Source organism: Candidatus Contubernalis alkalaceticus, assembly GCF_022558445.1.
Lineage (GTDB): Bacteria > Bacillota > Dethiobacteria > SKNC01 > SKNC01 > Contubernalis > Contubernalis alkaliaceticus.
This window is the reverse complement of sequence record NZ_CP054699.1, coordinates 1,035,682-1,059,452: the sequence shown is the minus strand read 5'-3', so window position 1 is coordinate 1,059,452 and position 23,771 is coordinate 1,035,682. Positions and strand designations below refer to the sequence as shown.

General features: G+C 45.1%; 18 protein-coding genes and 1 pseudogene. 1 reads left to right on the top strand and 18 read right to left on the bottom strand.

Annotation, left to right across the window (positions count from 1 at the left end; all coding sequences use genetic code 11):
- Nucleotides 1–78: 78 nt before the first annotated feature.
- The 4 genes from HUE98_RS05020 to HUE98_RS05005 all read right to left on the bottom strand — a co-directional run bounded on the left by HUE98_RS05020 (nt 79) and on the right by HUE98_RS05005 (nt 3,174).
- Nucleotides 79–969, bottom strand: coding sequence for a thiamine pyrophosphate-dependent enzyme (locus HUE98_RS05020; protein WP_241422768.1), 891 nt, complete (start codon nt 967–969; stop codon nt 79–81).
- A gap of 92 nt (nt 970–1,061) precedes the next feature.
- Entirely contained in the window at nt 1,062–2,246 is a 1,185-nt protein-coding gene (gene porA / locus HUE98_RS05015) for a pyruvate ferredoxin oxidoreductase (protein ID WP_241422767.1), read from the bottom strand.
- A complete protein-coding gene (locus tag HUE98_RS05010) occupies nt 2,243–2,506 on the bottom strand; it encodes a 4Fe-4S binding protein (RefSeq protein WP_241422766.1) in 264 nt (87 codons plus the stop codon). The genes porA and HUE98_RS05010 overlap by 4 nt, the downstream gene beginning before the upstream one ends.
- A gap of 119 nt (nt 2,507–2,625) precedes the next feature.
- Nucleotides 2,626–3,174 (bottom strand): 2-oxoacid:acceptor oxidoreductase family protein, encoded by a 549-nt coding sequence (locus HUE98_RS05005; protein WP_241422765.1) that lies wholly within the window; start codon nt 3,172–3,174, stop codon nt 2,626–2,628.
- Nucleotides 3,175–3,382: 208 nt separating this feature from the next.
- Between HUE98_RS05005 and HUE98_RS05000 the strand changes: the two genes are divergently transcribed.
- Complete coding sequence (locus HUE98_RS05000) at nt 3,383–4,741, top strand: TrpB-like pyridoxal phosphate-dependent enzyme (protein ID WP_241422764.1); 1,359 nt, start codon at nt 3,383–3,385, stop codon at nt 4,739–4,741.
- A gap of 178 nt (nt 4,742–4,919) precedes the next feature.
- Here HUE98_RS05000 and groL read toward each other — a convergent pair whose 3' ends face one another.
- From groL to HUE98_RS04920, 14 genes and pseudogenes are all read right to left on the bottom strand, one after another.
- On the bottom strand, nt 4,920–6,563 hold the full coding sequence (gene groL, locus HUE98_RS04995) for a chaperonin GroEL (protein ID WP_241422763.1): 1,644 nt from the start codon (nt 6,561–6,563) through the stop codon (nt 4,920–4,922).
- A gap of 75 nt (nt 6,564–6,638) precedes the next feature.
- The gene (groES, locus tag HUE98_RS04990) at nt 6,639–6,926 is read right to left on the bottom strand and encodes a co-chaperone GroES (protein ID WP_241422762.1); all 288 of its coding nucleotides are present in this window, start codon (nt 6,924–6,926) and stop codon (nt 6,639–6,641) included.
- Nucleotides 6,927–7,368: 442 nt separating this feature from the next.
- Nucleotides 7,369–7,878: a MogA/MoaB family molybdenum cofactor biosynthesis protein gene (locus tag HUE98_RS04985; protein WP_241422761.1), complete on the bottom strand. Its 510-nt coding sequence runs from the start codon at nt 7,876–7,878 to the stop codon at nt 7,369–7,371.
- Nucleotides 7,879–7,921: 43 nt separating this feature from the next.
- The gene (locus HUE98_RS04980; protein ID WP_241422760.1) at nt 7,922–9,844 is read right to left on the bottom strand and encodes a molybdopterin biosynthesis protein; all 1,923 of its coding nucleotides are present in this window, start codon (nt 9,842–9,844) and stop codon (nt 7,922–7,924) included.
- Nucleotides 9,845–10,069: 225 nt separating this feature from the next.
- Nucleotides 10,070–11,296 (bottom strand): molybdopterin molybdotransferase MoeA, encoded by a 1,227-nt coding sequence (locus HUE98_RS04975; protein ID WP_241423504.1) that lies wholly within the window; start codon nt 11,294–11,296, stop codon nt 10,070–10,072.
- Nucleotides 11,297–11,319: 23 nt separating this feature from the next.
- On the bottom strand, nt 11,320–11,496 hold the full coding sequence (locus tag HUE98_RS04970; protein WP_241422759.1) for a hypothetical protein: 177 nt from the start codon (nt 11,494–11,496) through the stop codon (nt 11,320–11,322).
- A gap of 416 nt (nt 11,497–11,912) precedes the next feature.
- Nucleotides 11,913–12,680 (bottom strand): 4Fe-4S dicluster domain-containing protein, encoded by a 768-nt coding sequence (locus HUE98_RS04965; protein WP_241422758.1) that lies wholly within the window; start codon nt 12,678–12,680, stop codon nt 11,913–11,915.
- Nucleotides 12,681–15,729: pseudogene (gene fdnG, locus HUE98_RS17970) on the bottom strand (formate dehydrogenase-N subunit alpha). It lies immediately after the preceding gene.
- Nucleotides 15,730–15,848: 119 nt separating this feature from the next.
- Nucleotides 15,849–16,751, bottom strand: a complete 903-nt coding sequence (locus HUE98_RS04945; protein ID WP_241422754.1) for a formate dehydrogenase accessory protein FdhE — start codon at nt 16,749–16,751, stop codon at nt 15,849–15,851.
- A 392-nt stretch (nt 16,752–17,143) separates the two neighbouring features.
- Nucleotides 17,144–18,538 carry an argininosuccinate lyase gene (gene argH, locus HUE98_RS04940; RefSeq protein ID WP_277623724.1) on the bottom strand — a complete coding sequence of 465 codons (1,395 nt, stop codon included), beginning with the start codon at nt 18,536–18,538 and terminating at the stop codon, nt 17,144–17,146.
- The gene (locus HUE98_RS04935) at nt 18,535–19,770 is read right to left on the bottom strand and encodes an argininosuccinate synthase (protein WP_241422752.1); all 1,236 of its coding nucleotides are present in this window, start codon (nt 19,768–19,770) and stop codon (nt 18,535–18,537) included. The genes argH and HUE98_RS04935 overlap by 4 nt, the downstream gene beginning before the upstream one ends.
- Nucleotides 19,771–19,807: 37 nt before the next feature.
- Nucleotides 19,808–20,737: an ornithine carbamoyltransferase gene (gene argF / locus HUE98_RS04930; RefSeq protein WP_241422751.1), complete on the bottom strand. Its 930-nt coding sequence runs from the start codon at nt 20,735–20,737 to the stop codon at nt 19,808–19,810.
- A gap of 112 nt (nt 20,738–20,849) precedes the next feature.
- The gene (gene gatB, locus HUE98_RS04925; protein ID WP_241422750.1) at nt 20,850–22,286 is read right to left on the bottom strand and encodes an Asp-tRNA(Asn)/Glu-tRNA(Gln) amidotransferase subunit GatB; all 1,437 of its coding nucleotides are present in this window, start codon (nt 22,284–22,286) and stop codon (nt 20,850–20,852) included.
- 78 nt (nt 22,287–22,364) lie between these two features.
- Entirely contained in the window at nt 22,365–23,762 is a 1,398-nt protein-coding gene (locus tag HUE98_RS04920; RefSeq protein WP_241422749.1) for an amidase family protein, read from the bottom strand.
- Nucleotides 23,763–23,771 lie beyond the last annotated feature (9 nt).

Below are 23,771 nucleotides of genomic sequence, written 5' to 3'. Positions count from 1 at the left end.
AGCACTTTTTCTATTATGTCCAGGAATTATAAAAAAAACTGCATTATGCCATGTACTATCATACTACTCTTTCCATAATTATTCCTTCAAAAGACCGTAATAGTTTATATTATATTTAGCTAAATCCCTTATTCTTTCAAGCTGATTTAGGGATTTTTCCGAATCATCAAACAGATGAGCAAACCTGCCCTGGGGTTTTAAATATTCCTCTACTTCTGCAATTTCCTTTATTTTATAAACAGCTGTTATTTCTCCATATTCATATTCCACCATGGGAAACAACCCTGTTTCAACCGCCAACTTTCCTAATTTAATAGTCAGCCTGGTTTCATGCCGCCATCCTAAGGGGCATGGAACTAACACATGAAGGTATTTAGGTCCTTTTATTGATAATGCTTTCTTGACCTTTCTCCGCAAATCCCTGGGATACCCGACGGAAGCAGAAGCAGCATAGGGTATATGATGGGCCGCTGCAATTTTCAGCATATTTTTCTCCCGGAAAGGATTACCTCCGGAATGGGATCCCGATGGACTGGTGCTGGTAGAAGCACCAAAAGGTGTCAGACTGCTTCTTTGAACCCCGGTATTCATATATGCGGAGTTATCATAACATACATAGAGCACATCGTGGCCTCTCTCCCACATGCCTGAAAGAGCCTGCAGTCCGATATCCGCAGTGCCGCCATCCCCGGCCTGGGCAATAACCTTTACTTCACCCAACTTGTCTTGATATTTTAAAGCAGCCTCAACCCCTGCCGCTACTGCAGCCGTGTTTTCAAAAAGTGAATGAATCCAGGGAACCTCCCATGAGGAAGTTGGAAATAACGAGGTAGAAACCTCCAGGCATCCTGTAGCGTTGACTAATATAGTGTTAGGACCTGCCGTATCCACTACAATCCTGGCGGCAGTCGCCTGCCCACATCCGGCACACAAAGCGTCACCAGGAGCCATTAAACCATTATCCTTCACTACATACTCACCCCTCTTTCAAATCAAGACAGTAGGACAGTTCCCCTGTCTTATGGTTATATGTCTTTTAAGGCATTACTGGATATTATCATTTACGTATACCTTCGGGCCTGCATCAAATACTCCTGATTCAAATTGATAAACTGACAGGAAACCTCTTCTTCGCCCAGCTTCTCATATATCTTACGGATATCGTTTTTGGTGATATCCCTCTGCCCTAGACCTCCGATAAAACCACTGACTTTAGGGTTCTTTTCCTTGCCCTGGAACAAGGCCTTAAATTGAGTATACATAGGACCATAACCTCCCAGAGAAATAGCCCGATCTAAAACTGCCACCTCAGGAATGTCCTTTAAAGCTTCATACAGTTTATCCGCAGGGAAGGGACGGTAAGATATTACTTTTAGAGCTCCAACTTTTTCTCCCTCTTTCCGCATCTCGTCTACAACATCCTTAACAGTGCCTGCTACAGAGCCTCTGGAAATAATTACTTTCTTTGCATCCTCCATTAAGTAAGGTTCAAAAAAGACATGCAGTTCCCGTTCAAAGGCCTTTTCAAATTCCTGTTTCATCTCTTTCATAATAATCTGTGCTTCCCTCATGGTCTCCTGGATCGCATACCGGGTCTCCATATAAAATCGGGGATCCAATACTGTTCCAATGCTGATGGGTTCGGAAACATCCAGTTTGTCCTGCAATTTGAACTCCGGCAAAAAAACATCTACTCTTTCCGATTCCGGAATATCCACCGCTTCATAGGCGTGGGTGAGCACAAAACCATCCATGCAAACCATAACCGGCAGCAGCACCCTGGGGTCCTCTGCCAATCGAAATGCAAAGAGATGATAGTCTACCGCCTCCTGAATATTTTCTACATAGAGCTGAATCACGCCTGCATCCCTTAGGGCTTCGGAATCTTGCTGATCGTTCCAAATACTCAGAGGGGCTGAAACCGCACGATTGGCACAGGTTATTACCAGGGGCAGCCGAAGTCCGGCAATATTGTACAAAACCTCTGACATCAACAGCAGGCCTTGAGAACTGCTGGCCGTATAAGACCTGACTTCCGCAGCCAGGGATCCCAGCACTACTGAAGCGGCAGAATGTTCGCTCTCCACATTTACAAACTGAGATTCTAACTGACCGTTTGCCATGAAATCCGCCAGTTTCTCAACAATATGGGTCTGGGGAGTAATGGGATAAGCTGAAATAACTCCAGGTTTACACAACCTTACCGCTTCAGCTACAGCGATAGAACCTTCCAAAAAATACTTCACGCTTCTTCCTCCTCCTTCACCATTAGAATATCCTTTTCAGGACATTCCTCTGCACATATACCGCACCCCTTACAATACCGATAATCCGTTTGAAAAGTCTTTTTCATTCTACCGGTGATTACACCTTCCGGACACAATAAAGCACAAAGGCTGCAGGCATTACAATTTTTCTGCAAAAACTTGGGTTTTAAACCCATTCGCCAGGACCCGGTCTCGATTTCCCTGGTAGTTCCAGGCTTGGATGTGATTTTTACAAGCATGGGCTTTCTCCTTCCTCAAAAAATAATACCTAACGGGGGAGTTCTAACTCCATTAACTGACAGACACAGCCAAAATTTCTTTTTCTGCTTTTAAAAAAGTATTGGATTAAAACAATATTTTACGCAAACTTTTCCTTAAAATATTCATAGCCCGCCCTAAAGGCCTCTACATTCAACTGCACTATTTTTTCAGGAAACTTATCTTCCACAGCTTTTTCCAGGCTATCCAGGGATACTTCTCCCGTGCCGGCAGAAAAAGCTCCCAAAAGCACTGTATTCCCCATTGGCCTGTTAAAAATTTTCAAAGAAAGCTCATCAGCTGGTATATCATACACCTTTACTCCATGGGGAACCGATATACCATCTTGAGACTGCCGGTTAATATAGGCAACTCCCCCCTCCTGCATTCCTTGAAACACATTAAACCCCCGCATCAGAGAAGCATCCACCACCATTATGTAATCAGGTTCATAAACCTGACTTCTCACCCTGATCTGCTGCCCACTTATTCTAACGAAACTATTCATAGGAGCGCCCATCCGCGCTGCACCGAAATGGGGAAATACAAGGGCATATCCTCCTTCCAGGAAAACCGCCGTCCCCAATAATGCTGCTAGTGTAATGGCCCCCTGTCCTGCCCTGGCGTGAATAGAGATTTCTTTCACCATTTTCCCTCCCATTATCAAAAATAAGAAATATACTCCTTATATTTTGACACTCTTTAATAATTTCCTTCTTAAGTCAAGTAATTAACTACACAAAAGATTAAAACCCCGATATTTGAGGGAAATACATATAATACAGCCTTTGAACTTGACATTTTATAACTGTTAAGATAAATTATGATTAGTTAAAAAATATAAAAGGAGGAAGAATATGATTCCTTATAAAATTCTGCTGGACGAGCAAGACATACCCAAGCAGTGGTATAATATCCAGGCAGACCTGCCTAACCCGTTAAAGCCCTCCCTTAATCCACAGACACAAAAACCACTCACTCCAGATGACCTTTCCGCGATTTTTCCGATGCCCTTAATTATGCAGGAAGTTTCTACCGAACGTTGGATTGACATACCCGATGAAGTTCTCAATATCTATAAGCTGTGGAGGCCCTCTCCCCTGCATCGGGCTTATAACCTGGAAAAAGCCCTTCAAACTCCAGCAAAAATCTACTACAAAAATGAGGGGGTAAGCCCGGCGGGAAGCCATAAACCCAATACAGCCATTGCCCAAGCTTATTACAATAAAATTTCCGGCATTAAGCGGCTGGCCACAGAAACCGGAGCAGGACAGTGGGGAAGCGCTCTGAGTTTGGCCTGCAGCCTATTCGGACTGGAATGCACAGTGTATATGGTTAAAGTGAGTTACCATCAAAAACCCTACCGGCGTTCACTCATAGAAACCTGGGGCTCCAATGTAATTGCCAGCCCCAGTGACCAAACAAATTCCGGAAGACAAGTTCTTAAGGATGATCCGGACTCTATGGGCAGTTTGGGGATCGCCATCAGTGAAGCGGTAGAAGACGCGGCCACCAGGGAAGACACCAACTATGCCCTGGGAAGCGTGCTGAACCATGTTCTGCTTCACCAGAGCATTATTGGATTGGAAGCTAAGGCCCAACTGGCCAAGGTACAGGAATATCCCGATGTTATTGTAGCCTGCTGCGGCGGGGGCAGCAACTTCGGCGGCATCGCCTTCCCCTTCCTCTACGATAAAATAAACGGAAAAGATATTCAGGTAATTGCCGTTGAACCTTCAGCGTGCCCTACCCTCACCCGGGGAGAGTTTACATATGATTACGGAGACATTGCTAAGCTCACCCCTCTATCTATGATGTATACCCTGGGACATGATTTTGTGCCTCCTGGATTTCATGCAGGCGGACTGAGATACCACGGAGATTCTCCCCTGGTAAGTCAGCTGGTAAAAGACAACCTGGCGGAAGCCCGAGCTTTGAACCAATTGGGAGTTTTTGAAGCTGCCATGCTGTTCACCCGCAGTGAAGGCATCCTGCCGGCACCGGAGTCTGCCCATGCCATCAGGGGAGCCATTGATGTAGCCCTGGAATGCAAAGAAAGTGGAGAGCAAAAAACCATTCTCTTTAACCTCAGCGGACACGGGCATTTTGATCTAACCGCTTACGACGACTATCTGGCGGGTAAGCTGACAGATTATGAGTACCCGGAGGAGGCCATTAAAAAATCTCTGGCCAATCTGCCTAAGATTAACCTTTAAGACCTAAAGCTCTAAGCTAAAACAGTATTAGAAAAAATAAAAAGTAAACAACAAAAAGAGAGAACCGTTTTCGGTTCTCTCTTTTTGTGTTTTTGCTTTTCGTTTCTGCCAATTCTCCCATCCCTATCACCTTTAGTTACAGATAAGAAAAATTGGTCATAATTTATTAATTTCTAAACTACATCATTGGCATGCCGCCGCCCATGCCACCCATTCCACCGGGCATTCCCATGCCTCCGCCATCTTCATCAGGGGCATCAGCAACTACTGCTTCGGTAGTCAAGAACAAGGCTGCGATGCTGGCTGCATTCTGCAGAGCAGACCGGGTAACCTTGGCCGGGTCAACAATTCCAGCCTCCAACATATTTTCGTAAATGTTTTTCACTGCGTTGTATCCAATGCCCGGCTCAGAGTTCTTAATCTTTTCTACTACGATAGAACCTTCAACACCAGCATTTTCAGCAATCTGACGCACCGGCTCCTCTAAGGAACGGCGAATCAGAGCTATTCCAGTAGCTTCATCCCCTTCGGTGTTTTCCAGTAAGTTATCCAGAGCTTTCAAGGGAATCAGAAAGGCTACTCCACCACCGGAGACGATCCCTTCTTCTACTGCTGCCCGAGTTGCAGACAGAGCATCTTCAACCCGAAGCTTTTTCTCTTTCATTTCAGTTTCCGTAGCAGCTCCTACTTCCAAAACAGCTACTCCGCCGGCCAGCTTAGCCAATCTCTCTTGAATTTTTTCTTTGTCAAACTCAGAGGTAGTATCCTCCATTTGAATCCTCATCTGCTGTATTCTCTTTTCAATATCGGCAGGATCTCCAGCACCATCAACCAGAACGGTTTCTTCCTTAGAGATTCTCACCTGACGAGCACTACCCAACATATCTATTTCAACATTTTTAAAGTCCAGCCCCAGATCTTCAGAAATTACCTGGCCGCCGGTTAAAATAGCAATGTCCTGCAGCATAGCCTTCCTGCGGTCTCCAAAACCAGGGGCTTTCACAGCCACGCAGGTAAAGGTTCCTCGAAGCTTATTAACAACCAGGGTTGCCAGGGCTTCACCATCTACATCTTCAGCAATCAACATTAATGACTTGCCCTGCTGCACGATCTTTTCCAGCAGGGGCAGAACATCATGAATATTGGAAACCTTTTTGTCAGTTAAGAGAATATAAGGTTCATCTAGAATGGCTTCCATTTTATCAGTGTCCGTCACCATATAAGGGGATATGTAACCCCGGTCAAACTGCATTCCTTCCACTACGTTCATTTCCATGGTAAAACCTCTGGACTCTTCCACAGTAATAACACCGTCTTTACCTACTTTATCCATGGCTTCAGCAATCATTTTGCCAATTTCTTCATCAGCGGCAGAAATGGAGGCTACCTGGGAAATAGCTTCGGTAGTTTCTACAGGAGTTGAACTAGCTTTAATTTCTTCTACAGCTACTTTTACCGCTTTTTCAATACCCTTTTTCAAAATCATGGGGTTAGCACCGGCAGCAACATTGCGGATTCCTTCCCGAATAATAGCTTGAGCTAACAGGGTAGCTGTAGTAGTGCCGTCACCAGCTATATCCTGAGTTTGATTTGCTACTTCTTTTACCAACTGAGCTCCCATATTTTCAAAAGCATCATCTAATTCAATTTCCCGAGCGATGGTAACCCCGTCATTGGTAATCTGCGGAGAACCGAATTTCTTATCTAAAACAACGTTACGGCCTTTTGGCCCTAGAGTAACTTTTACCGTATCAGCCAGCTTGTTTACACCTTTTTCTAAGGATTTGCGGGCTTCTTCGCTGAACAAAATATCTTTTGCCATTAATTATACCTCCCTATTTTGGTACTTTGATTTCTAAATTCTTAAAAAATAATAAATGAAACTTTCTTTACTCTCTTACTCTTTTACAGCCAGAATATCATCTTCTCTTATAATTAAGTATTCTGTATCATCTACCTTAAATTCTGTGCCGGCATACTTATTGATCACAATTCGGTCTCCTACTTTTACATCAATGGGGACTTTCTGCCCGTCATTCAGTATCCTACCGGTTCCCACTGCCACGATATCAGCTTCCGTGGGCCTTTCCTTTGCTTTGTCAGGCAGAAGAATACCGCCGGCAGTCTTTTCTTCTACCTCCACCAGCTTGATGATTACTCTGTCTCCTAATGGTCTCAGATTCATTAATTACCCTCCTTTAAATATTACATTATTATTTTCTTTTATATTGTTAGCACTCGTCTGAGGTGAGTGCTAACAGTAATCACTAATAATACTAACCAATTTATTTTTTGTAAGCAACCCTCTAAATGAAGGCATAATGACGAATATCTCTTATTATTGGCAAATATATCATTATTCGTTGATTTTTCTTCATTTATCTAATATTTCACTTATTCCTCCTCTAACAAGAAATTATTATATCCTATTCTTAAATAAATATTCCTTTAGTAACCAGGATTAAATTAGTTAATTATATTATTTTTTGCTGTGGGAAACCCCTTATTACCTGTGTATTCTGCAGGTTTTTGCACACCTTTGCTAACAATCAAAAATAAAACATTTTAAATAAAAAAGATGGTTCACTGAATAATCAGCACCATCTAAGCAAATAAATTAAATAACATTATTTTAGTCCATTGTGTTCTCCCTGGGCGCAGTCGGAAACCCTGCCCTTTATAAGTTCTACAGCATGGGGAAGAGCCGGCTCAATAACCTCCAGGCACTCCCTTACCGCCTTGGGACTACCGGGCAGGTTAATAATCAATGAACTCCCCCGCACTCCACAGACCGCCCTGGAGAGCATAGCGTGAGGCGTTTTTTTTAGGCTTTCCGCCCGCATTGCCTCCGCCAAACCGGGAACTACTTTTTCTATTACCGAAAGGGTAGCCTCCGGGGTGTTGTCCCTGGGGCTCAAACCCGTTCCCCCGGTAGTCAAAATTACCTCCGCTTTCAGCTGATCCGCAAAATAGATTAGCTTTTCCCTAATGGATTCCGGGTCATCGGAAACTAAAGCAGATTCCATTACTTTACCGCCTAGTCTCTGAACTATTTCTTCTATAACCTTTCCGCTCTTGTCTTCTCTCTCTCCCCGGGCACCCCGATCACTGGCGGTCAAAACCGCTGCACCAAACATACAACCACCTGCCCTCTATATGATTTACTCCCTGCTTAACAGCTCAACTGCTTCTCCAGATTTCTTTTCCAGAATCCCCCAGGTCGTACCCCCCCAGCCTTTGGACTTCCTCTTTAAACTGCTGGGAATTAATCATCTCCAAAAGCCTTTGTATTTTTTCAGTTTCCAAAAATTCTTCAGGAATAATGATATCATAACGTTCCCTGGCCAAGGGGATGAAATCCAGCCCCAGAGCCCTGGAGGCAGCTAAAACTCCCAGCCCCGTATCGGCAGATCCTGAGGCCACCGCTGCAGCCACAGATAAATGGCTGTACTCCTCCCGATCATATCCCTTAATATCCTGCGGGTTTAACTTAAGCTGTTTTAAATAATAATCTAACAAAAGCCGGGTTCCGGCTCCTCTCTGACGGTTTATAAAGGAAACATCCTTCTGTACCAAGTCTTCCAGTTTATTTATGTTTTTTGGATTACCCGAAGGCACGAACAGCCCCTGCTGACGATAGGCCAGGTTGACCAGGACTACCTTGATATTGGGCAGCATCCGTTTAATAAATGGCACGTTGTACTCCCCGGTGTGCTCATCTAAGAGATGGCTGCCCGCCAGGTGGGCATCCCCCCTGCGCAGAGCCAAAATCCCCCCCATACTACCCACATGAGCCGAAGACAGGCCGGTTTCCGGATAGTTAAGCCTGAGAAGATTGGCCAGGATATCCAGAGTTAAATCATGACTGCCAATACTTACAATGGTATTCTTAATTCCTGACAGGTCTTTCACCAGTTCTACCGAAACAGCTTCTCCCACCTCCAGGCCCTCTTTCAGCTGTGGTATACGCACAAACCCATCAGCCTGGACCAGGGAGGTAATGACCCCGGAACCCCTGGGCAGCGGCGTAGCCATAAGTTTATCCCCCACCTGTCCCAGCTTTACCCGTAAAAATTCTTCTGCTTTAAAAGAGGATACCACCCGCCGGGACATCACCGCCTCCGCCATACTGCGCCGGGGAGGCGCTAACTTTTGTAGTTTGTACACCAGGGGTTTTACCAGGAGATCCAGTATGAAGAACGCTGCTACAGGATAACCGGGAAGCCCAATAACCGGTTTGCCTTCAACAACCCCGATGACCGTAGGTTTTCCCGGTTTTATAGCCACCCCGTGGGTTAACAGCTCTCCTGTCTCCTGAACAATGGCAGCAGTGTAATCCCGGGAGCCGGCTGAGGAACCGGCATTAATAAGAACTACATCGCTTTCCTTTACCGCCTCCAGCAGAGCCTGTTTTATCTCTTGATATTCGTCCTTAACAATATCCCGGGGCTTAGGTTCCCCACCCCAGCGGGTAATCAATCCGGAAAAGAAACGGGAATTAAATTCAATAATTTTCCCAGCCTGGGGAATTTTCCCTGGCTGCACCAGTTCAGAACCCGTGGGGATAATAGCAACCACCGGCTTTTTCCTTACCTTAACCTGCCAGATCCCCCCGGCCAGCATAGCCCCAATATCCTCAGGGCCAATATAATGATTGACCGGCACAATCAGCTCTGTAGCCACAATATCCTCTCCCATAGCCCGGACATGCTGCCAGGGAGCTGCGGCGGCAGCGATCTCTATGGTCTCCCCATCCACTTCGTGAATATCTTCAATCATAATCACCGCATCAAAACCCGGCGGCAGCGGATGGCCGGTATCAATGGGGACATACTGTTTTTTTAACTTCAACTGTTTTGGAGATGTCTCCATGGCCCCATAGGTGTCTGCCGCCTTTACCGCAGCTCCGTCCATGGCGGAGGCATGATAGTGTGGTGAAGAAATCACCGCAAAAACCGGTTCTGCCGTAACCCTGTCCAAAGCCTTTTCCACCGGCACTTTTTCCCACCCGAGGCTGATATTTAATTCCTCTATTCTTTGAAAAAATGTATCACCTGCCTCTTTTAAAGACACATTATCTAAGTATATATTTCTTTTTACCATCAAATACTACCCCCTAACGAACCTTCGACAATCATAATAATTAGATAATTAAGAATTAGGGGGGGAATTAGGGGGAATTAGGGGGACACCATACTTAATTTTCAAAGTTAGGTGATTCTTTTTACTATGTGAAAATTAAGTATGGTGTCCCCCTAATTCCCAATTATATATACCCTAATTACCCCTAATTCCTACCAATCCCTAATTCCCCCTAATTAATTTGATTTAGGAGTAAAGGACCACTTCTACCTCTTCACCCTTTTCTATTCCTTCTTTATTCTGAGAGATACGGACCATGCCTTGGGCTTCCACCAGTGTTGTAATCAAGCCTGACTTTCCAAATACCGGAACTGCCCAGGTTTGCCCTTTTTCATCGGTTTCCAGGTTCACCCGGATATAATCCTCCCGGCCCTGGGAAGATGGGATATTACGGCTAATTTTTGCCGGAATTTTTGGCAGTATTAGTTCCCGAGAGGCCATGCCCTTCTGCTTCAAGATTACCGGAGTTACAAATAAATCGAAGGTAACCAGAGCGGAAACAGGGTTACCGGAAAGTCCAAAGATGGGTGTTGAGCCTACCATCCCAAAAATAGTAGGTTTTCCAGGACGAATGGAAATTCCATGTACCAGCACACCGGGATTTCCCAGTTCATCAATGACCTTTGCGGTAACATCCCTGATACCCACAGAACTTCCCCCGGAAATTAAAATAAGGGAAGCTTCTTTTCTAGCTCTTTCTATGGCTCTCATTAAATAAGAAGCTTCATCTTTTACGATGCCGTACATTAAGGGAATGGCTCCCACAGACTGAGCGGCTGCGGCCAGAGCACAGCTGTTTATATCCCTAATCTGACCGGGAAGGGGTTCCTCTTGGGGCGAAACTAGTTCATCACCGGTAGAAATCACAGCCACCTTGGGGACCTTGTATACATTGACCTTCATCACCCCGGCGGCAGCCAGCGCCCCTATGTCTTGGGGCCTCAGTAAATGCTTTTTCTTTAAGATTATTTCTCCCTCTTTTAAATCTTCTCCCTTGAGGATCACATTTTCTCCCGGGGCTACAGGACGGTATACGGCTATCATAGTTTCATCCAGTTCTTCTGCATGCTCCAACATCAATGCACTGTCTGCACTATTCGGCAGCATGCCTCCAGTGGAAATTTTCATAGTCTCTCCAGAGGCAATATCCCCAGGGGGCGTTCCGCCCATCAGGACCTCACCCTTAACCTCCAAAAAAGCAGGCATTCCCTCTGAAGCCCCAAAAGTATCCCGGGCTATTACTGCAAAACCGTCCATGGTGGAACGACTGAAGTGAGGAACCACAGTTGTAGAGATTATATCCTCTGCCGTTACCCTGCCCAATGCCTGTGTAAGCGCTATATCATCTTTCTCAACCGCTGAATTGTTTACGGCATCTTTTATGGTATTTAAAGCTTCCTTAACCGTCAACACCTCAAACAAGGCTTCTCACCTCTTTAGAAACAACCCAGTTCACATTGGGCAATTTTAATTTTTAATTCATCTGCAGCCTTCCCCAGCTCTGCCAGGCTTACCCCATGCTTTTTTGACAGCTCATGCATTTTCCCACAGGTTATACGGTTATCCTGTGCTTCAGCCTGTACAATCTCTTTTATTTTTCCCTCCGCATTCATGTTTAAACCTCCCCCATTAAATTATAATTCAAAGCTCCTTTGAAACAATTTTTCCATGAGAGCAAAAACCTCTAATTCCTGAAAAATATCAATATTTAAAGACTTTACTTGCATTTAACACCTCCAGGTTAATCTATCAAAAAAAATGATTAGTGTCAATGCGAGCTCAGCATTCCAGCATTTTTTGAATAGATTAAAACTTACTGAACAAACATCTATTCTCATGACAGTGAACTCGTTTCAGCAAGCTGAAACATCGGGGAATCAGGTGGAGACTCTACTCCACCTGATTATAAGCCCCACCTACGCTAACGCTTAGAGGTGGGGTTCTTATACCCTAAAAAAAAAGAGATAAAATTAAGGGCGGCTAAAAGCCGCCCTTAATGGATAATTCTCATTTGTTATTATGTTTATTATTATTCTACGTTGTCTTCCTTCATTTCTGCAGCTTTCTTTTCTACGAACTTGTGCATGAAACCAACGGTAAGACCTACAGCTGCCAAAGTCTTCACAGGAGCCAGGGCCACATTCCAGAAGTATGTGGACAGGCTGACCTGAGGATCTGCAGGCAGTCCGCACTTATCGGGAGCATCGGGAAGAACATAAATGGTTCCCAATCCGCCCAGTTCGTCTACACCGTAAACTTGTGCATTGGGATGCCTGCCTGAAACGGCAGCTACCCGGTCATTGGCTTCACTTATTTTTGCATCCTTATCACCAAAGCTGACGGCTCCGGTGGGGCAGGTGGTAGCGCAGGCCGGCGCTAAATTGTTGCCGGTGCGGTCAAAACACTGGGTGCACTTAAACATTTTGCCATTGCCTACTCTGGGCACGTCAAAGGGGCAGGCCCCAACACAAGCACCACAGCCGATGCAGGTTTCCTGGTCTACCTTCACAGAACCACTGCTGGTCTTGGAGATGGCACTGACGGGACAGATAGTTGCGCAGGCAGGGTCAGAACAGTGCATGCACTGGAACTTGGCGAAATACCACTTGATATCGCCTTCATCGTACTCGTTGAACTTCACACGGCACCATGTATTGGCATCCAAATCTCCAGGGTTCTCATAAGAACCTACAAAGGTAGTTTCTTGAGCCGGAAGCTGGTTCCAGTTTTTACAGGCTGTCTGGCATCCTTTACAGGCAATACATTTGGTAACGTCAATCAGTTTAACTTTTGCCATTTATCCAGCCCTCCTTATATCGCAGATAAACGATTTAAATTCCGGTATGGTGGTGTTGGCACAACCTATGGTTGGGGACAGGTCATTGGCAGAAGCTCCGCTGGAAAGGCCCATAAAGCCCCAGTGGAAAGGCATTCCTACAATTTCCTTCTCCTCACCGTTAATCATCAAGGGCTTAATTCTCACAGTAACTGCAGCTTTACACTGAATTTTCCCTCTCTTGGTTTCTATTTCAACCATATCGCCATTTTCCACGCCGATTTTATCAGCCAATGACGGGCTGATTTCACAGAACATTTCCGGCATAGCCTCTACAAGCCAGGGAATGTTCCGGGTCATGATAGCTGTCTGGTAATGTTCCACCAGGCGGTAAGTGGTGCAGATGTAAGGATACTCCGAAGAGCTTCCCCGGTCTTCAGGATACCAAACCTTACAGCAGGGGTTGAACTCTTTACTGGACATCTTGTTGCTGGTTACGCTCTCCCAGGGCTCGTAATGCTCGGGGAAAGGACCGTCAACCATGCCAGGAGCAAAAAGTCTTGCCTGCAGTTCCGGAGTCATAATGAAGCCTTTGCTGGCAGTGTCCTCGGGAGGAACAGCAGCATTAAAGTCAGGCACGTCGTTCATCTTCCACTCGGAACCATCCCACTCCATTACGGGCAGATCTGGGTTCCAGGGCTTGCCATCGGCATCACAGGATGCGCGATTGTAAACGATTCTTCTGTTCATCGGCCAGGCCCAGCTGTATTGCAGGTTGGCACCGATGCCTTCAGTTTCCTTAACACGGCTCTTACAAGCAGGACTAGACTCATCAGCATAGAATCCAGGATAAATCCAGCTGCCGCAAGCTACGTCACCGGGTTCACTGTTGATGAAATCGGCAAATCCGGTCATCAGTTTTCCATCAGCTACATAGTAACCGTTAATTTCTTGAGCAACCTTTTCAACATCAGGCTCATCGCCATAATCCCAATTCATTTCCAGGATTGGCTCGGGGAAAGCTCCGCCTTCTGCATCATACAGGTCTCTTACTGCTTTGAAAAGTTTGTCTACAATCCACAGGTCGGGCTTAGCGTCGCCAGCAGCATCCTGAGCTTTGTTGCGCCACTGAATCCAGCGCCCGGAATTGGTAGCGGTACCTTCTTTTTCAAAGTGACCAGCGGCGGGCAGCAGGAACACTTCGGTATCAATATCTGCGGCATTCATATCAGGAGCCTTCCAGAAAGCGCAGGTTTCGTTTTCAAACATATCTACAGCCACCAGCCAATCCAAGTTTGCCTGAGCTTTACGCTTCTTAGCAGTAGAAGCTCCACTGACCACAGGGTTATCAGCGAAACAAAGCAGTCCTTTGATTTCCCCTTTACCCATATACGTGTAATAAGCAACGGATGAATGGTCCTTACCTGGCTCCAGCTTGGGCATGTAGTCGAAGCAGAAATCGTTATCTTCTGTAGCATTATCGCCCCCAGAAAGCCTTCAGCATACCGGCTAAAAACTTAGGCCGATGAATCCAGAAACCACCACCGGGTGTGGTACCATTATAGGCTTCTAAATCCTGTCCAGCTCTAGGTACCGGCATATATCCGGTAAGAACGTGGAACAGCTGGCCCATGTCACAGGCACCCTGTACGTTAACCTGGCCCCGCTGAGCGTTTACGCCGCCACCAGCAATACCTATATTACCCAGTAACAGCTGAAGAATAGCGCAGCTACGAACGTTCTGAGAACCGTGGGTGAACTGAGTCATGCCCATGGCATATGAAAGGTTTCCAGCTTTACCGGGCTGCCCGGTGCTGCAGAACAGCTCGGCTACTTCCTCAAACTTATCTTCAGGGCAGCCGGTGATTTCACTGACTGTCTTCACATCATAACGGGAATAGTGCTCTTTAAAGAGCTGCCATACACAGTTCTCGTCTTCCAGGGTGTCATCCTTTAGGATATTGCCATCGGCATCCCTCTGGTAGGCCCAGGAATCCTTGTTTGTATAAGCTACCTGCCCTGCTCCCAGATTCGCTGCGGCTGAAGAGCCGGTAAATAATCCGTCATTATAACCAAATGAAGGATCAATCAGGCTGGAGGCATTGGTGTACATTTTCACGTATTCTTCATGATACATGTTATTCACAATAGCGTAGTTAATCAATCCTGATAAAAACGCTACGTTAGTTCCCGGACGGATGGGTGCATATACATCAGCCAAAGCAGCAGTCCTGGTAAAGCGGGGGTCTACCACAATCAGCTTGCCACCATTGTCCAGTGACCTTTGTATCCACTTCATAGAAACCGGATGGTTTTCTGCAGTGTTTCCACCGATGTTAATTGTAACATCAGAGTGCTGGTAATCAATCCAGTGATTCGTCATAACTCCTCTGCCAAATGAATTGCCCAAACCTTGGACGGTAGAGGAGTGTCAGAGACGGGCGCAATGGTCATTGTTGACGATGCCGGTGGCAGCAACAAACTTCCTGTAAAGGTAGTTTTCTTCGTTATTGCACATGGCGCTGCCAATCCAGGCTATTTCATCACAGCGATTTACTGTTTGACCGCCTGAATTCTTCTCTTTGAAATAATCATCTCTGGTCTTCTTAAATCTCTGAGCAATTTCTGAAATAGCCCAGTCCCAATCCTTTTCTTCCCAATCCGTGGCCTTTGGCGCCCGGTAGAGAACTTTTTGCATTCTTTGAGGACTAACAACGGCATTGCCCTTCTCATCATAATCATAATACTTATTAAAAAGAGCAGAACCTTTACTGCAGAGAGTACCTTCACTGATAGGATGGTCGGGATCCCCTTCGGTTCCCACAATCTTTCCATCTTCTACAAAACATAAAACTCCGCAGCCTACGCCGCAAAAGGAGCAAACATTAGTTACTGTAGTCTCATAATTAACTCGTAACGCTACCGCATCATCCGCAGGAGGGCCTGTTGGTTCAGATGGATCTGATGGTGTGGGATCCTCTTTATCTTCACAGCCAAGCTTAGCGGCCAGTGTTCCCGTTAAAGCTGCTAATCCAGATAGCTTTAAAAAATTTCTACGGGATAATTTCATTCAAACCTTCACCTCACTAATTTATTTTTAATAGTTTTTTTTGACCCCTCTTTTTCTTTTTGAAACTCTCATGAAAAAAAGGGTAATAGGGTACACAAAGCTTTAATTTTTTGAACAGACTAATTTAAGGAATCTGCATCCCCACCGGGGAGTTTGTATCCCTCCCGCTCCGCCAGCACGTCCAGATATGCCGTGGCTATGGACTCCAAATCCAAAATGGCATCTTTTTCCATAGACTTGCTGTCAATAGTCTTTAAGTAACTTTTACACACCTCACATACGTGCACCTGACGGGATCGGTCACCGGGAACATAGAAGAAACGAAGTTTTTTATGGTCCTTGTTGTCACAGTAAGGACATTCTACCCGAGGATAATACCATTGGGCATGACAGAGCCAGCATTCCAGTACCCTTGCCCCATCCTCTTCCCTGTGCTTCGCTATAGTAGCGGTCTGTCCGCATACAGGACAATAACTCAGGCGCCAAAGGGCAAAGTCCGAAATCTCTTTAACTGTATTCATGTACATGCTGTAAAAAGGGCTGATGACGGCAAAGACTACAAAGGAAATAATTTCACTGTCCAGTCCCGCTCTTTCATCCATCCCGGTTTCCTGTATATAATTCTCCAGCTGCTGCTTGTCATAGGCAGCAATCTTTTGTAAAAATTTCTGCACATTGTCTTTTTTAAACTCATCCAACTCTGAAAGTGTTAAAAGAGCTTCCGGAGCCTCCGGACTCTTTTCCTTGATGGCGTGACTGATGGAAATCATAATTTCCCTAAAAAGAACCGGGTCAACTTCCATGCTCTGCTGGCCAATTAGATAACTGCCCTTCCTAAAGAACTCTTTTATTTCCTCTTCAGTAAAGGCCACAGAAACCTTTATTTTATCCAGGTAGTCCAACTGCACAGCAAGTATTCCTTTGTACACCTCAAAAATTTGAGTCAGATCTTTATTTTTTTCGAGATGAAACTCAATTTCTTTCTCTACCCTCTCTATATCGGGCGGATAATAATGCTCCATGTTTTAACCCCTCCTCGGCATTTAAGCCTGCTCAAAAGAAAATCTAATAGCTTTGTTTAAATCTTACCCTGGTATTAATTCTTGCTTCAGCCTCTCCATCACCCCCCTTACATCGTTAAATATAGCCAAACACCTCTAGCTATGTTTATTCTTTATACCGATAATTAAGTATTATAATTCGATTAAACTTTTACAAATCCTTCTTTTAGTTCTAAAAAATTAAGACTAATTTTTACTAATAATTCAATGTTCAAATTTCGAAACAATAACATAAACCCTTTAAAAATAAGGTATTTAATACCTTTAAAGGGTTTATATATAACATTTCTTTATATATTATAATTAGTAAATAATTATTATCAGTTAATTTTCAATTACCATAAAATAATATATCATTTTATAATTTTTATATTATTTTCTTGGCATATTTTTGCTTTCCTCAAGAATTTTTTTACCTGCTCTGGAGACGTTCCTCCCGTTATGTTTCTGGCACCTACCCCTCTTTCTGGAATCAACCACATTAGAGACTCTTCATCAAATAGAATAGAAAAAATTTTGAGCTCCTCCAAAGAAATTTGTTTTAATAGTTTCTGCTTCTCCAGACAAAAAGCTACCAGTCCACCAATGACCCCGTGAGCTTCCCGGAAGGGCATTCCCTTTTTCACCAGATAATCCGCCAGGTCTGTAGCAGCAGAAAAATCCTCCTCTACCGCCTTTCGGGATGCCTCCCCTTTAACCTGGATGCTTTCTACCAGGGGTGACATTACCTCTAAGCAGCCCTTGAGGGTATCTACCACATCAAAAAGCCCCTCTTTATCCTCCTGCATGTCTTTATTATAAGTTAGAGGGAGAGATTTCATGGTGGTAAGAAGAGCAAAAAGGCTGCCGTAAACCCTTCCGGTCTTTCCCCGGACCAGTTCCGCCACGTCAGGATTCTTTTTCTGAGGCATAATGCTGCTTCCGGTACAGAAAGCATCGTCCATCTCTATAAATTGAAATTCCGAACTGGACCACAGTATTAAATCCTCACAGAACCTGCTCAGATGCATCATTAAAAGGGAGGCATTGCTCAGATATTCTAAAAGATAATCCCGGTCGCTGACGGCGTCCATGCTGTTTTCATACAGGTTTTCAAAATCTAAAAGCTCTGCCACATACTCCCGATCAATGGGAAATGAAGTGCCCGCCAGTGCTCCGGCCCCCAGGGGCATAAGATCCGCCCTTTTATAATTATCCCGAAACCGTTGAACGTCCCGCTCCAGCATACAGAAGTAAGCCATCAGGTGGTGGCTGAAAAGTACCGGCTGTGCCCTCTGCAGATGAGTATATCCTGGAATAATCACCTCCAGGTTCTCCTCCGCCAAAGTAATCAACGCCCCCTGCAGCCGGGCAATAAGTTCCACCGTGCTTTTTATTTCTTTTTTCACATACAGATGCATATCCAGGGCCACCTGATCATTTCGGCTCCGGGCGGTATGCAGTTTCCCACCAATGGGGCCAATCTTTTCTGTCAGGCGTTTTTCAATGTGCATATGGATATCTTCCAGTTCCGTCCGGTATTCAAACCGTCCCTCCTGGATTTCTTGACGAATCTCCTGCAGGCCTTGGATCATTTCCTGGGAATCTTCCTGGGTGATAATCCCGGTTTTAGCCAGCATCCTGGCATGAGCAATGCTCCCGGTTATGTCCTCCTCCGCTAAACGGCAGTCAAAGAAAATGGAGGCGGTAAAGTCCTCCACCATTTTATCTGTATTTTTTTGAAACCTTCCGCCCCAAAGTTTCATTATTCTTCCCCCTTCAGCTGACCCTCCAAGAGTCCCTGAACCATCATGGGCAGTCCGAAGCAGTTGATAAAACCTCCCGCATCCCGTTGGTCGTAAAGTTCGCCCTTTTCAAAAGTGGCCAGGTCTTCCCGATATAAGGAATAGGGGGACTTCATTCCCACCACGGTGCAGCTGCCTTTGTATAGCTTTACCCGCACCGTACCGGTTACCCGCTTCTGGGTACTTTCTATAAAAGCATCAAGGGCTTCCCGCAGGGGAGTATACCACTGGCCGTTATACACCAGCTGAGCATAGCGGGGAGCAATCAATTCCTTAAAATGCATGGTGTCCCGGTCCAGGCAAAGAGATTCCAACTCCTGGTGAGCCAGAAAGAGAATGGTACCTCCTGGGGTCTCATACACACCTCGAGACTTCATGCCTACCAGACGGTTTTCAACCAAATCTCTGCGGCCCACCCCGTGCTGACCCGCCAACCGGTTCAGTTCCTCTACTAAGGAAACCGGGGAATATTCCTTACCATTTATCCCCAGAGGATTACCCTTCTCAAACTGGATTTCCATATACAATGGCTCATCAGGTGCTTTTTCAGGGCTTACTGTCAGGAGGAACATATCTTCATGAGGCTCATGGTAGGGATCCTCCAGAACTCCTCCCTCATAGCTGATGTGCCACAGGTTACGATCCATGCTGTAGGGCTTTTCCTTAGTTACCGTGATGGGAATCCCATGCATTTGAGCATAATCTATGGCCTCCTCCCTGGAGGTTATGGACCACTCCCTCCAGGGGGCAATAATTTTTAACTGAGGATTTAGTGCTTTCGCTGTCAATTCAAACCGCACCTGGTCGTTTCCTTTTCCGGTACAGCCATGGGCTAACGCTAAAGCCCCCTCCATTTGAGCAATTTCCACCATACGCTTGGCAATCACCGGACGGGCGATAGAGGTGCCCAGCAGGTATTTCTGTTCATACAAAGCATTAGCTTTTAATGTAGGAAAAACAAAATCCCGAACAAACTCTTCCTTGAGGTCTTCAATATAGATTTTTGATGCTCCGGAATTCAGGGCCTTTTCCCGAAGGCCCTCTAATTCTTCCGCCTGCCCCACGTCGGCAGCCATGCAGATGACCTCACAATTATAGTTTTCTATAAGCCATTTAATAATAATAGAGGTATCCAACCCTCCCGAATATGCCAACACTACTTTCAATATTCCCACTCCTTCCTCTAGGTTTGTCATTGTCAAGGATTGTCACCTTGAAAACCCAAGTTTCCATCTACCCCATTACCAGGGCCAGGACGGCTTTCTGGGCGTGAAGACGGTTTTCCGCCTGATCCATTACTGCCGACTGGGGGCCTTCTATAACCTCATCGGTTATCTCCTCTTCCCGATGGGCCGGCAGGCAGTGTAGGACGATTGCGTCGGATTTTGCCTGCTTCAATAATGACTGGTTTAATTGAAAGGGTTTAAATATTTCAAGGCGCTCCTTATGCTCTCCCTCTTGTCCCATACTAGCCCAAACATCAGTGTAAACCACATCCGCATTATTTAGTGCCTCCTGGGGGCTGGAGGTTACAGTAATTTCACTATCTGGCACTAAACGATTCTTGAGCGCCCAATTCACCACTTCCTCATCAGGTTCATAACCGGTAGGACAGGCCGCTGAAACATTAATCCCCACTTTAGCACAGGCCAGGATAAGGGAGTGAGCTACATTATTGCCGTCCCCCAGATAGGCCACTTTCAATCCCTTAAAATCCCCCTTGTGTTCCCGGATGGTCAAAACATCCGCCAGGGCCTGGCAGGGGTGATACGTATCGGTAAGTCCGTTGACTACAGGAATATCTGCATAGTGAGCCAGCTCTTCCACCTCAGAATGGGAAAAGGTACGAATCATAATCCCCTCTAAGTAACGGGCTAACACCCGGGCTGTATCCTTGATAGGTTCTCCTCGACCCATCTGCAGATCCTGTGGATTTAAGAAAAGAGCATAGCCTCCCAACTGCCACATAGCTACCTCAAAAGAAATACGGGTCCGGGTGGAAGCCTTTTGAAATATCATCCCCAAGGTTTTCCCTTTCAGCAGTGGATGAAACGTCCCTTCCTTGTTTTCTTTTTTTAGCTTTTCCGCCAGTTCCAGCACTTGAAATATTTCTTCAGAACTCCAATCCTTTAAAGTTAGTAAATCTTTTCCCTTTAGGGACATCTAACCTGCCTCCCTTTTTTTAAAAATTTTACAATTTACTAATTGACATTAATAAATATTTTACTAGTATTATTAGAGCCCTTTAGTTCTTTAATTACACCACACTATAACATTACTTCAATTTTTCCGCCAAAAGCTTGTTTACGACTTGAGGGTTAGCCTGGCCCTTGGTGGCTTTCATGATTTGACCCACCAGGAAACCCAGGGCTTTCTTTTTACCGCCTTTAAAATCAGCTACCGATCCCGGATTAGCTTCAATTACCTGATCAACAATTACCTCTATTTCGCCAGTATCCGTAATCTGCACCAGGTTCTTTTCCTTCACAATGGTTTCCGGGTCTTTTCCGGTATCAAACATATCCTGAAACACGGTTTTAGCTATTTTTCCGCTGATAGTCTGGTCGTCTATCAGCTGGAAAAGCCTGGCCAAACTTGAGGGAGTAATCTTACATGCAGAAATATCTTCTTTTTTGGCATTTAACAACCCTATTAATTCTCCCATAACCCAGTTGCTGACAAACTTGGGATTAGGGTACAGGGAAACCGTTCGGTCGTAAAATTCTGCCAGTTCACTGCTGGAAGTCAAAACTTCGGCATCATACTGCGGAAGATTATGATCCGCAACAAACCTGGCTTTTTTTTCATCAGGAAGTTCCGGCATATGGTTTTTAATATTTTCAATCCAATCACTGTTGTTTTCTATAGGAAAAACATTGGGATCCGGGAAACAACGGTAATTAGCGGCCTTAAACTTGCTGCGCATGGCCGTGGTGGTTCCTTTCCCCTCATTCCAATGCCGGGTCTCAGGTACCACCTCACTGCCGGCTTCTAATACTTTGGTCTGTCTTTTAATCTCATATTCGATTCCCTTTTGAACCGCCTTGAAAGAGTTCATATTTTTTAACTCAGTTTTACTGCCTAAAACCTTACTTCCTTCAGGCCTTATGCTAATATTTGCGTCACAGCGCATAGAACCTTCTTCCATTTTACAGTCGGATACTTCTGTGTACAAAAGTATCGTTCTTAATTTCTGTAGAAAAACCCGGGCTTCTTCAGCACTGCGGATATCTGGTTCAGTAACTATTTCTATCAAGGGTACACCGGCACGGTTAAAATCCACCCGGCTGTAAGGGGAATCTAAAATACTGCCTGAATGAAGAAGTTTCCCCGTATCCTCCTCCAGGTGCAGCTGATGAATACGCACTCTTTTGCTATCTCCGTTTACATTAATATCTACGTATCCATTGGTCCCCGTGGGATAAAAATACTGTGAAATCTGATATCCCTTGGGAAGGTCGGCATAAAAATAATTTTTTCGGTCAAAAGTTGTGTATTCTGCAATTTCACAGTTCAAGGCCAACGATGCTTTAATGGCAAACTCGACGGCTTGTTTATTCAAAAGGGGGCGGGAACCGGGCAGCCCCAGGCAGACAGGGCATGTTTGCGAGTTAGGTTCCGAGCCGAAGGTATTGCTGCAGCCGCAGAAGATTTTTGTTTTAGTTAACAATTCTACATGTATTTCTAAACCTATTACAGGCTCAAACTTCATTGTTTTTCACCTCTGCTTAAAATTATTAGGCTCCTTTGCCTTTACGTCCTGGCACTACAGCGAAAAGTAAAAAAAAACTTATTTATCCAAAGCCTTCCATACATTCAACAGTTTCCCTTCTTCAAAAGCCCTTCCTATTAGTTGGAGCCCTGTAGGTAAATCCTGGTCAGCTTTAACAGGTACCGTTAAGGCCGGAAGCCCTGCCAGGTTAACTGCCGCAGTAAAAGTATGGGCATGACTATCAATGCCATAAAAGCTGTCCAAGTTTGAAAAGACAGGGGCACGGAAAGGAACGGTAGGTGTTACCACCATGTCAACGGTTTTAAGTGCCTCTTCTAATTCTTCTTTAATCTTAGTCCTCATTTTTTGAGCCGGATTAAAGATTTCTTTAATATGGTCCTCCGCAGAAGCCAGCGCTCCAAAGGTTAAATATTTTTTTAAGAAAGAACCAAACCCTTCGGTTCTGCTTTTTATGTACATTTCCTGGAGATGTTTAGAACTGCCCCTATAGCCAAAGCGCACACCGTCAAAGTTGGCCAGGTTTGAATAAGCTTCTACCGCTCCAATAATAGAAGCTGTAGTTGAAGATTTAAGAAAATTAGGCAGTTCTACTTCTACAATACTGCAGCCAATATCTTTTAACCTGGCCAGCTCTTTTTCAAACAAAGCTTTAACTTCAGGCTCTAAGGATTCTACATCATATCCCTTTAACAGGCCTATTTTAATATCCGCAGGGTTCTCCTCCAGCAGGTCTAAATAACCGGGAGCAGGATTTTTCAGAGTAGAAGAATCACGATAATCCTCACCGGCTATACACTCCAGTACCAGAGCCATATCCATGGCGGTTTTAGCTATTATACCGATCTGGTCCAATGATGGAGCATAATCAATAAGTCCCCAGCGGGATATTCTCCCAAAGCTGGGCTTCAATCCTCCTAAACCACTGTAAGCGGCAGACTGCCTCAATCCTCCCCGGGCATCTGAACCCAGTCCGAAAACCGCAGAACCTGAGGCTACTGCACAGGCTGTACCGGAACCAGCAGTATGGTTTGCATCCCAGGGGTTTTTAACCCTGCCAAAGTGTGATATTCCCCGGGAATCTCCTATTCCAAATTCATCAATATTTGTTTTTCCTACTATTATAGACCCTGCCTCCTGAAGTCTGTCTGCCACCAGAGCATTAAAAGGGGATGTATAATTTTCTAATATTTTGGAACCGCAGGTGGTCCTTATCCCTTCGGTACATAAGTTATCTCCTAAAACAGCCGGAATACCGGACAGGGGTTTCTTATCATCCTTTTCTCCTGCAGAGAGTTTCTCCACCTGGCTGTTTAGATACTGCTCATCTAAGGTAATGAAAGCGTTATAATTTTCTTCAGCCATTTTAGCCCGATCATACACTATCCGGGCTAATTCTTTTAAGTCTGCTTCTTTTGGACATATTTTTTCTTTTGTGCAGCCCTTTGAAATTTTCAACTGAAATCC